9 protein-coding genes are annotated in these 10,197 nt (G+C 66.1%); 4 read left to right on the top strand and 5 right to left on the bottom strand.

The window, feature by feature from the left end:
• Window positions 1–2,022: sensor histidine kinase KdpD (locus tag HBE63_RS25300; protein WP_243858274.1), on the bottom strand; the 2,022-nt coding region annotated here is incomplete at its 3' end.
• A 901-nt stretch (window positions 2,023–2,923) separates the two neighbouring features.
• Here HBE63_RS25300 and HBE63_RS25295 point away from each other — a divergent pair.
• Window positions 2,924–3,190, top strand: coding sequence for a hypothetical protein (locus HBE63_RS25295; protein ID WP_166907308.1), 267 nt, complete (start codon window positions 2,924–2,926; stop codon window positions 3,188–3,190).
• 172 nt (window positions 3,191–3,362) lie between these two features.
• Entirely contained in the window at window positions 3,363–4,172 is an 810-nt protein-coding gene (locus HBE63_RS25290) for a L,D-transpeptidase (RefSeq protein WP_166907306.1), read from the top strand.
• 108 nt (window positions 4,173–4,280) lie between these two features.
• On the opposite strand, the gene HBE63_RS25285 is transcribed toward HBE63_RS25290, so the two are convergent.
• Window positions 4,281–4,769, bottom strand: a complete 489-nt coding sequence (locus HBE63_RS25285; protein WP_243858272.1) for a hypothetical protein — start codon at window positions 4,767–4,769, stop codon at window positions 4,281–4,283.
• Between the two features lie 246 nt (window positions 4,770–5,015).
• Window positions 5,016–5,882, bottom strand: coding sequence for a DUF732 domain-containing protein (locus HBE63_RS25280; RefSeq protein ID WP_166907304.1), 867 nt, complete (start codon window positions 5,880–5,882; stop codon window positions 5,016–5,018).
• A gap of 207 nt (window positions 5,883–6,089) precedes the next feature.
• On the opposite strand from HBE63_RS25280, the gene HBE63_RS25275 reads away from it, so the two are divergent.
• Window positions 6,090–6,929, top strand: a complete 840-nt coding sequence (locus HBE63_RS25275; protein WP_166907302.1) for an SDR family oxidoreductase — start codon at window positions 6,090–6,092, stop codon at window positions 6,927–6,929.
• Here the strand turns inward: HBE63_RS25275 and HBE63_RS25270 are convergent, their stop codons facing one another.
• Window positions 6,930–7,718 (bottom strand): class I SAM-dependent methyltransferase, encoded by a 789-nt coding sequence (locus HBE63_RS25270; protein ID WP_166907300.1) that lies wholly within the window; start codon window positions 7,716–7,718, stop codon window positions 6,930–6,932.
• Between the two features lie 221 nt (window positions 7,719–7,939).
• Between HBE63_RS25270 and HBE63_RS25265 the strand changes: the two genes are divergently transcribed.
• Complete coding sequence (locus tag HBE63_RS25265; protein WP_166910192.1) at window positions 7,940–9,085, top strand: 1,4-beta-xylanase; 1,146 nt, start codon at window positions 7,940–7,942, stop codon at window positions 9,083–9,085.
• 30 nt (window positions 9,086–9,115) lie between these two features.
• Here the strand turns inward: HBE63_RS25265 and HBE63_RS25260 are convergent, their stop codons facing one another.
• Window positions 9,116–10,189 (bottom strand): alpha/beta fold hydrolase, encoded by a 1,074-nt coding sequence (locus HBE63_RS25260; protein ID WP_166907299.1) that lies wholly within the window; start codon window positions 10,187–10,189, stop codon window positions 9,116–9,118.
• Window positions 10,190–10,197 lie beyond the last annotated feature (8 nt).

Here is a 10,197-nt window from a genome sequence, read left to right as displayed (position 1 = left end):
CGGCAGCCCGTTGACGGTGGCTCTGGCGGGGGTATCCGATCCGGGCTCCGACGGCAGCGACGGTGCCGGTGAGCCGTCGGCCTCGGTGAGCGCGCCGGTGGCGGCGCTCGAGGCCGCATTCCCCCTGCTTTCGGCGGTCCGCGGGCGCGACTCTGCAAACGAGCCGTTGCGTAGGTCGTCGAGCGTCTCACCCATTCCGATCGGCGCGACCAGTGTGCCGGGCAGGTGCACACTCGCCGTCACGCCGGGCCGATCGGTCAATGCGGAGGTGGTACGCAGGCGCACCGTTGCTTCATGACGCCGGGCCAACCGGCCGACCACGAAAAGCCCCATCCGCTTGGCGGTTTCGGAGGTCACCTCGCCACCGAGCGCAAGGCGCTCGTTTGCAGCGGTCAAGTCGTCCTTGGACATGCCGAGTCCTCGGTCGGCCACCTCGACCAGCAGGCCGGCGTCGACCGCGCGCCCCACGGTGACCAATACCGGCGCGTCGGGCGGCGAGTAGCGCAGCGCGTTGTCGAGCAGCTCGGCGATCAGGTGGCCGATATCGCCGGCGGCCGAGCCCGCGATCGACACGTCGGCCAGGTGTCCGACCTGCACCCGGCGGTACTCCTCGACCTCGGACATCGCGGCGCGCAGCATGTCGGGTAGCGCGACGGGTACCGATGCTCGGTGGCGTTCCACGGTGTCGGCGAGGACGAGGAGGTTGTCGCCGTTGCGGCGCATGCGCGTCGCAAGGTGATCGAGGCGGAAGAGGTGATCCAGCCGGGCCGGATCCTCCTCATCGAGCTCCAGCGTCTCGATGAGGGCCAGCTGTTCTTCGACGAGTGAGCGGCTTCGGCGGGACAGCGTTTCGAACATGTCGCCGATCTGCAGGCGGACGCCGTGCTCGCCGGCCAGGCGGACGGCCTGGGAGTGGATGTCGTCGATCGCGCGCGCGAGCTGCCCGACCTCTTCATCGGTGCGGAACGGCAGCGGCTGGATCTCCGGTATGCCACCGCCCTTGCTGAGCCGTTCGATTTCCTCGGGCAGCGCGACCTGTGCCACCTGCAGCGCGCCCTGGCGCAGACGTCCGATCGACCGGATGAGCGAGCGGCCGACGGCGAGCGCGAAGACCAGGGCGGCCAGAACCGCACCCAGGATGATCGCGGTGTCACGCAGGGCGTCGGATCGCAGGGTATTGGCGCGATGGTGCAACGTGCCGTCGAGGTCGGAGGACAGGCTCTGCGTCATCGCGCGATACCCCTCGACGCTCGCCCGCATCGCCTCGGTGAACGCGGGCGCACGCACGCTGTCGTCGACCGGCCGGGTGTAGGTGTCGCGACGAACGTCGGATTCCCTGGACAGCGCTGTGCCCTCGTCCGTGGACGTCAGCCGGTTGAGTCGATCGATCGCGGCCGCTTCTGCGCCCGCCGCGTCCGCCGCCTCGGTGCGCACCCCTTCCAAATCGGCGAAATCTGGCGCGGCGATCAGGATCCGCTGCGTCGTCAATGCTCGTTGCGCCGCGAGAGCGTCAACGAGCTGGTCTGCGATCGGGCGCACGGTGCGGTCGTCCACCGTCGCGGTGGTTGCCGCGATCGCGGAGACGACGCCGGAGGCCACGTTCTGCGCCCGCTCGGCGATCACCCGCTGGGGCATCGGCCCGGATTTGATGTCGTCGCGCAACGTCTTGGCGGTGGAGGATGCCGTCGTCAGCTCGGTCGCGACGGTCGCGTCGAACTCGGCGGACTTGATCAGGGAGTCCAGGGCCTGGGCGCTCTCGTCGAATTGTGCGAGCGGTTCGTCGATCGGTGCACCCGAGGCGGCGGCATATGCCAGGCCGTCGATCCGATCGACCAGCCCCACCGCGGGGACCACGATCACGGCGTTGTCGGACGCGAGGTTGAGCTGCGATGCGGCCGACAATTCGTTGTAGATACGGACGGCGCCGAACGTCGCCGCCAGCAGGATCGGCAACACCAGGGTCGCCGCAACTTTCCACCGCAGCGGCCAGCTTTCGATCGACGCGCGCGACGCCCGAGTCACGGTCGGACGCGCATGTTCTCCGACGCTCGGATCATGTGCATCCACAGCCGTACCACCCTTCACCGAGCAAATTGACGTTCCAGCAGGGGAGCTCGGCCACGGGACAGGTTAAGGGATAGGTAACGATTCTGCATCGACGGGGCTAACGGCGGCGCGTTCGCTGGCGCGCTTCCTTAATTTATGTAGTCGACCTACATGCGGGTTTCTTGCGAATGTAAGAAAGTGGGCCGATTCTTGTCGAGGCCCCGTGACGGACAGCTGGGGCGAGGCAGTGAATCCGGTAGCTGGAACCGTCGGGGGCGACGGTGTCGGCGATCGATGGGGGCTCTCGGGGCCCGGCCTGGCAGATCGGTAAGGCGGGTTGTGATCGGTGCTCGACGACGCGCTGTATATACGGCAAACCAGACGCCGGTTACCAGCCGGCCTGCGCGCAGCTTCGGTGGAGTTGCGGGAAGGTCGGCGCCGGCTCGCTGAGTCCCGGAAGTGACTGGCCCGGTTCGAGTTTGCCCCGTTCGCCGGGATACAGACTGCGATAATTGACGGATTCTGCCGCGTGAGAAGGTGTTTCGTGATGAAAGCCCTTCGGGGAACATCGCCGATCCGCCGTTGGGACAGCCTTGCGTCCTCCGGGGTTGCCGTGTTGCGTTCCTGCGACCCGGCCGGGACGCGGGGGTCGTCGCTTCACCGTGCCGCACGTCGACTTGCCGAAGCAGTCACAGCAAACAATGTCAAATTCAGGAGTGTGAATTACGTCTCTGTTCAGGTTCTTTGGATGTGTAAAAGAGGTTTAAGAGGGATCCTTAAGGAGTCCACGGCCAACTCGATGCACCGTCTCAGCTTGGCCGAGCACGCTTGGCACTGAGTAGAAGTGCCGTGAAGCTCCCGCTGGAGGTCATTGAACATGGCGACAAAAGCTGCCGGCTCGACGGTAATCGAGTTGGCGACGCACCCGCTGTGGTGTTCGTCGCAGCGTTACTCCCGTGAGCTGGCCGCGGCCAAGCGCAGGCATCCGTCGTCCTATCGTCCTGACGACGAGGATGACGCGCTGGACCTGGAGCCCCAGCGTCCGTCCCAGTCGGGGCTGCGGACCAGCGCCTTGGTGACACCCCTGGCCTGCGCTCGGGTCCTCAGCTTGAATGCCGCCCGCGGCGAGGTCGTCGCGGACTGACGCCTGGAAGATCCGCGTCCGGTCACATGTTCGCTGTTTGACGGCCGCCGTGGCCGAAACGTGACGAACGCTTGACCGAATTGTCTACGTGTGACTACACATTCGGACAGCTGCGGGCCCATACGATGACATCGTTCAAGATCAATGGGGGCATCGCAGAAAGATCGGTTTGATGCGCGCGGTTTTTCAGGGTGTTCTCGTGCTGGGCGTTGTCGCCATGACCTACTTCTCCGGGGGTACCAACAGCGTCGACACGGCGGCGGTGAGTCTTCCGCTGACGTCGACCATCGAATCGATCGCGCCGTCCGAGGGTGCCGTCGTGGGTGTGGGGCATCCGGTGGTGGTCACGTTCAAGAACCCGGTCACCAATCACCAGGTTGTCGAACGTGCCCTCGGGCTCAAGTCGACACCGGCTCGGGCGGGCACCTACGAGTGGCTCGACGCCAATGTCGTGTCGTGGAAACCCGCCGAGTTCTGGCCGGCGCACAGCACCGTGATGCTCTCGGTCGGCGGTATGCGCACCGAATTTCAAACGGGCCCAGCCGTCATCGGTGTCGCGGACATCTCCGACCACACCTTCACCGTGACCATCGACGGAATCGGTGAAGAGCCGCCGATCGATCTGCCGGCGCCGCACCACCTGCCGCACGCCGGCGAAGCGGGTGTGCTGCTGGCCTCCCTGGGCCGTCCGGAATACCCGACCCCGGTCGGCACGTACACCGTTCTGGGGAAGGACCGCACCGTCAAGATGGATTCGAGCAGCGTCGGCATCCCCGTCGATGCTCCTGACGGGTACCTCCTCGACGTGGACTACGCGGTCCGCTTCACCCAGCGCGGTCTGTTCGTGCATTCGGCGCCGTGGGCCGTGCCGTCGATGGGCCTGGACAACACGAGCCACGGCTGTATCAGCCTGATTCCGGCTGCCGCCGAGTGGTACTTCAACACAGTGCACATCGGTGATCCGGTGATCGTCCAGGAATAGCGAATCCTGCTGCAAGGCAAGGTAAAGCAGGCAAGCGTTACACCCGAAGACACAGAAAAGGCGCCTGGCTCGTGAGCCAGGCGCCTTTCGTGACTCCAGGGGGACGGACTAGCCGCTGGCTCCGTCCGCGGGACCGGGCAGCGTCGGCGCGCCGGCGACCGGACCGCCGCCGGGCGATACGGTCGGCACACCCTTGCCGGTCGCGGTACCGGACGCTATGACTACCGGAGCAGCGATGGGTGCCGGTGCCGCGGGGACGGGAGCGGCGGCAGGTACGACCGGCACCGGCGGCGGTGCGAGGGGCACCGGCGGAACGCCTACCGGGGGTGGTGCCAGCGGCACCGGAGGGGCTACCGGTGGCGGCGCCAGGGGTACCGGAGGAACAGCTGCGGGAGCAATGCCCGCGGCTTCAACCGCTGGAGCGGCGCACACCGGTGCGCCGGGCGCTGCGGCAGCGGCGTCCACGCATTTGTATCCGCCGGTCTTGAGTGGCAGCGCAGCCGCGTACGGACTCAGCGCCACCGCGGCCGCCGCTGCGGTCAGGCAGAATCCGGCGCTGATGGCGGCCTTGACTGTGATGTGGGCAAAGGTGGTCATCCCCGATCGACTCCCTTTTTGTCGTGCGGAAATTACATCGATGAAAATTGTGTCGAGCGCAACCGTAGAGCTGGCTGAAATCGGTGTCCACACAAGTACTCAGATGGTTGCGGGGTTGACACGTGAGCGAGCCGTACTCGTGACCGCATCGTTTCCAAACGCCGTTGCCCGCCGTGATATGGAAGGGTGCCGAAGGCGCGAACTCCGCGTCAGGGTGTGATTCTCGCAAACATCACGGCGCAAACATCACTGGCCGAGCTGCATCAGAATGCCTTTGGCCACAAGCTGTTCGAAGCTGTAGCTGAACTCGCCACGGCGTCCGACCGAAAGGACGTAGCGATCCTGGCCTTCGGTCAGCGGCACGGTGAAGAAGAAGGTGCAGTTGGCGTTACCGCTCTTGCCGGGCCCCAGGGTGGTGGTGGCCAGGACATCGCCTTTGCCGTTCTTGACGGTGACGGGAGTGCCGGGATTGACGTCCGCGTATCCGTTGGCGCCCTGGCATTTCGTTCCGTCGGAGACGATACCCTCAGCCCCGGAATTGTCGGTGAGTACGAAACTTCCCGCAACGTCCGCCTTTTCGAGGATGTGGAAGCCCTGCGAGAAATGCGGACAGAAGGTGTCGACCGCGATCTTGTCGGCGAGCAGCCCCTGCTGGGGTTCACCGTCTTCCAGTTTGCGGCAGACCTGCCGACCGTGCGCGACGGCGTTGGCATCTGAATTGAATTGATCGCTGAGCCCGGCATCCTTCAGTGCGTTGAGGTATCCGGCTTCGGGCGCGGGCGGTGGCCTACGGCCGGCCACCATCAATACCCAGACCACGGCCGCGGTCATCACGATGATCGCCGCCGCGGCTGTGGTCCCCAGCCAGGTTGCCCTGATGCCTGACGTCTTCAGTTCGAGGTAGTCGGGCAGCATCCGCCCGCCATCCGGGTCGGTCGATGCGCTTCTGCCGTCACGTACGCGATTCGTCGGATGCCCGGTGATGAAGTAGCGGCCTTCGTGGCGCGCGGTGGGGTCCGGACGCCACCCGGTCGGCGCGGACCCGTGGAGCTGCCCGCAGCGGCTGCAGGTATCGGCGGTATCGAGGGGTGATCCGCAATACGGGCACGTCATTGCGGGCGATCCGCCACCGGCAATCGACAACGGTTCGTCAGCGTCATCGTCGGGCCATCTGTCATCACTACCCGTTATATGCCGGTCGGTGGGTCCGCACAGCAAGGCTGCTCACATTGTTGCCGGGAAATCGCCGTGTCAGGCTGCTGAGCACCTGCACGAGCCCCACAGGCTGAGCCGCGGATCCGGCTGTATACCGTGCTAGCCATGACACGGGTGACGGTGATCACAGGCGGCGCGGGCGGCATGGGACTGGCCACGGCCAAGGTCGTCGGCCGGGAACAGACAGTGGTGTTGTGCGATGTCCGGCAGGAGCGCCTTGACGCCGCAGCCACCGCCCTGGGGGACGTTGGGATCACCGCCAGGATCGTCAACGCCGACGTCACCGACCGGGCCGCGGTCGACCGGTTGTTGGAGACCGCGGCCGGGCTCGGCACGGTCAGCGCGGTCATTCATGCGGCCGGGGTCAGTCCCAGCATGGGTGACGCCGAGTACGTGATGAGGACCAACGCCCTGGGCACGCTGCACGTGAACGAGGCGTTTTTCGCCACCGCGGCCGAGGGCGCGGCGATCGTCAACGTGGCATCGATGGCGGCGCACCTGCTGCCCGAGGAGATCGTTCCGGTGCAGCAGTTTCCGCTGGCGCTGCAGGACCAGGACCGCTTCCTCACCGAAATGCTCGCCGCGTGCAGCGTGGCTCCCGAAGACATGCGATCAGGTTTTTCCTACGCGATCAGCAAGGCCTTCGTGAAGTGGTACAGCTCGTCGCAGGCAGAGCGGTTCAATGCTCGCGGCATCCGGATCGTCTCAGTTTCCCCGGGGTCCATCGACACCGAGATGGGCCGGTTGGAGGAACAGGCCGGCGCGGGCGCGATGGTGGCCGATGCCGCCGTACCGCGGTGGGGCAAGCCCGAGGAGATGGCCGATCTGCTGGCCTACTGCGCCAGTGAGCGGGCGGGTTACCTGACCGGCACGGACATCCTCAACGATGGCGGCGTCGTCGCATCGATGCGGGAACGGGCCCGGCTGGCCGCCGCAGGCGGTTAGTCAGCCGAACTCGAGCAGCGTGTAGGCGCCGCGAAACTGCTTGGTGGGCTGGAACTGCCAGAGCGCCGGGGATGCGGTGCGGAAGAACCACCCGCGACCGCTGGGCATCGGCAGATCGTGCACGGCCTTGATACCGGGCACGGTACGCGCCAGGTCTGCCAACTCGGCCGGTGACAGGCTGAACGGCATCGGTGGCACGCGGTAGTGCCGCGAGGACCGCATGTCTTTGGGCGCGAACTTCTTCACCAGCACCGGCGGCAGGTCGAAGATCATCTGTCCACCCGGAAACCGGCCGGCGCACTCGGAGATCAGGCCAAGGGCTTCCTCGGGCTGCAGGTACATCAGCAAGCCTTCCGCCGTGACGAACACCCCTTCGGTGGAATCCACCGCGTCCATCCAGCTGTAGTCCAGCGCCGACTGCGCCCGCACCGTGATGCGGTCGGATGCGGGCAGCAGCCGCTCGCGCAGTTCGATGACAGGCGGGAAATCGACCGTCAGCCAACGGAACCGGGCATCTGGCAACGCGGCGTCGAGTCGCCAGAAACTGGTTTGCAGGCCTTCGGCCAACGCGACCACCGTGGCGGACGGGTGTTCGCTCAGGTAGTGCCGGGCGGCCTGGTCGAAGGCCAGCGAGCGTAACGCCATCTCCTGACCCTTGCGCCGGCCGAACTTGTCGAAGTCGAAGTCGATCGAATCAGCGAGCTTGATGGCCAGCGGATCGGCGATGGCCCGCAGGTCACGATCCGGCCATGCCTGCCCACGCCCGTAGGGTGTCCTGTGGGGGCCCATGGGTCGGCGATGCGGTCGCTCACCGTGAACAGGTGCCCCGCCGGTCAGCCCAAACCACAGCGCCGTGGTGTGCAGCCTGGGTCGCAGTCGGGTACACCTCGAGTGGTAGTCAGATTGACCACGCGCAAACCCGACAGTGCCGATGTTGGAAACGAAATCTTAAGGAAGCCAGGTTGATTGGTATTTCGATGCAGCACATCAGGCAGGGTGGACATGGCCGGATAGCCCGTCGGGCAGCCTTCAAGGTCCCGCTGGTCATGACCGTCGCCGCAGCCCTGGGGAGGGCGCCGCGGGCCGATGCGCAGATCGACGGACACGGGGCCCGCTGGTCACCTGAGCGGGCGCACCGCTGGTACGCCGAGCAGGGTTGGCTGGTCGGCGCCAATTTCATTCCGTCGAACGCGGGCAATCAGCTGGAGATGTTCCAGCCGGAAACCTATGACCTGCAGCAGATCGACAGCGAGTTACGCATCGCCCGGTTGGCCGGGTTCAACACGGTAAGGGTCTTCCTGCATGACCAGCTGTGGGCCCAGGACCGTGTGGGCTTTCAGAGTCGGCTGGCACAATTCGTTGCTCTGGCCGCCAGTCACGGCATCAAACCGCTGTTCGTGCTGTTCGATTCCTGCTGGGATCCGTTTCCCAGGCTGGGGCGCCAGCGCCGGCCGCGTCCGGGGATACACAACTCGGTGTGGGTGCAGGGCCCAGGTGCGGCGAACCTGGACGATCGCCGGTACCGGCGAACGTTGCGTGAGTATGTCATCGGCGTGATCAGCCAGTTCCGTCGTGACGAGCGGGTGCTGGGGTGGGACCTGTGGAATGAGCCGGACAATCCGTCGGCCACGTACCGCGACGTAGAGCGGCAGGACAAGGTCACCCTGGTCGAGGAGTTGCTGCCGCAGGTCTTCGGCTGGGCCCGCTCGGTCAATCCCGTGCAACCGTTGACCAGCGGTGTGTGGGACGGTCCGTGGGCGGACCCGAAGGCGCGTAGTCGGATGGCAACGCTCCAGCTCGACCTCTCCGATGTGCTGACCTTCCACAGCTACGACGAACCGGCCGGCTTCGAGGCACGGATCGGTGAGCTGGCACCCATGGGACGCCCGATCTTGTGCACCGAATATTTGGCGCGCGGGGAGGGCAGCACGATCGAGGGCGTACTGCCCATCGCCAAACGACTCAACGTCGGTGCGTACAACTGGGGCCTGGTGGCGGGTAAAACGCAGACCTACCTGCCCTGGGATTCGTGGGACCGGCCGTACCGATCGCCGCCGCCGGTATGGTTCCATGACTTGTTCCATGCTGACGGTCGGCCTTACCGGGAGGGTGAGGTCCGCACGATCCGAAAGCTGACCGGACGGCCGTATCCCTGACGACGGGACTGCACCGCCTGAGCGATGGTCTCAGCGGCCCATCCGGCTGACATCGGCGATGGCGGCGACGAACTGTTCGGGTGCTTCCTGGGGCACGTTGTGCCCGATGCCGTCCAGAGCGCGGTGTTCGTAGGGCCCGGTGTAGAGCGCGCGGTAGCCGGCTCCGTCCTTGGCCGCACCGTCGAACTCGGAGCCGATCGTGATCGTCGGTACGGTGACGGGCGGCTTACCGGCCAGCCGTGCTTCGTCGGCGTCGTAGCGGGCTTCGCCGGGAGCCAGGCTGAGCCGCCACCGGTAGTTGTGCACGACGATGTCGACGTGGTCGGGATTGTCGAACGCCGCGGCGGACAGGTCGTAGGTGGAGTCGTCGAAGTGCCACAGCGGTGAGGCCTTGGTCCAGATCAGCCGGTTGAACTCTCTGGTGTTCTGGCGGTAGCCGAGTTCACCGCGCGGGGTGGCGAAGTAGTACTGGTACCACCAACCTAATTCGGCCTCCGGCGCCAGCGGCTTGAGGTTGGCGGCCAGGTTGACGGTGATGTAACCGCTGACGGCGACCAGTCCCGCGCAGCGCTGCGGCCAGAGTGCGGCAACGTTGTTGGCGGTGCGCCCACCCCAGTCGTATCCGCCGAGTACAGCGTTGGGGATGTTGAGCGCATCCATCAGCGCGATGACGTCGGCAGCCAACGCTGCCTGCTGGCCGTTGCGCACGGTGTCGGCGGAGCGGAACCGGGTCGAGCCGAAGCCGCGCAGATAGGGCACGATGACGCGGAAGCCCTTCTCGGCGAGCAGCGCCGAAGCGTCGGCGTAGCTGTGGATGTCGTAGGGCCAGCCGTGCAGCAGGATCACCGGACGTCCGTCGGCCGGTCCGGCTTCGGTGTATCCGACGTTGAGATCGCCGGCGTCGATCCGCCTGACCGGGTTCATGGTGTGCGACGGTTTCGAGGGGATCCGGGCAGCCGGCCCCGACGACGGTGCCGGAGTGGAGGACGTACCACAGGCAGCCAGTGTCGCCGCCCCGGCGGCGGCCGCCGTGAGGAAGCCGAAATTCCTTCTGCTCAAACCGTTCACCGCTGCTGCTCCTTCTCGCCGGCTCGTGTTGTCCATTTCACCGC

Origin of the sequence: Mycobacterium sp. DL440 (genome assembly GCF_011745145.1) — a bacterium.
In the GTDB taxonomy this organism is placed as follows: Bacteria; Actinomycetota; Actinomycetes; order Mycobacteriales; family Mycobacteriaceae; genus Mycobacterium.
This window is presented reverse-complemented; position numbering and strand designations above follow the sequence as displayed.

Bases quoted from the DNA above. Each gene is read 5' to 3' on its own strand.
- HBE63_RS25290 (WP_166907306.1), top strand. From the start codon at position 3,363: ATGCGCGCGGTTTTTCAGGGTGTTCTCGTGCTGGGCGTTGTCGCCATG.
- HBE63_RS25295 (WP_166907308.1), top strand. From the start codon at position 2,924: ATGGCGACAAAAGCTGCCGGCTCGACGGTAATCGAGTTGGCGACGCAC.
- HBE63_RS25275 (WP_166907302.1), top strand. From the start codon at position 6,090: ATGACACGGGTGACGGTGATCACAGGCGGCGCGGGCGGCATGGGACTG.
- HBE63_RS25260 (WP_166907299.1), bottom strand. From the start codon at position 10,189: ATGGACAACACGAGCCGGCGAGAAGGAGCAGCAGCGGTGAACGGTTTG.
- HBE63_RS25280 (WP_166907304.1), bottom strand. From the start codon at position 5,882: ATGACGTGCCCGTATTGCGGATCACCCCTCGATACCGCCGATACCTGC.
- HBE63_RS25285 (WP_243858272.1), bottom strand. From the start codon at position 4,769: ATGACCACCTTTGCCCACATCACAGTCAAGGCCGCCATCAGCGCCGGA.
- HBE63_RS25270 (WP_166907300.1), bottom strand. From the start codon at position 7,718: ATGGGCCCCCACAGGACACCCTACGGGCGTGGGCAGGCATGGCCGGAT.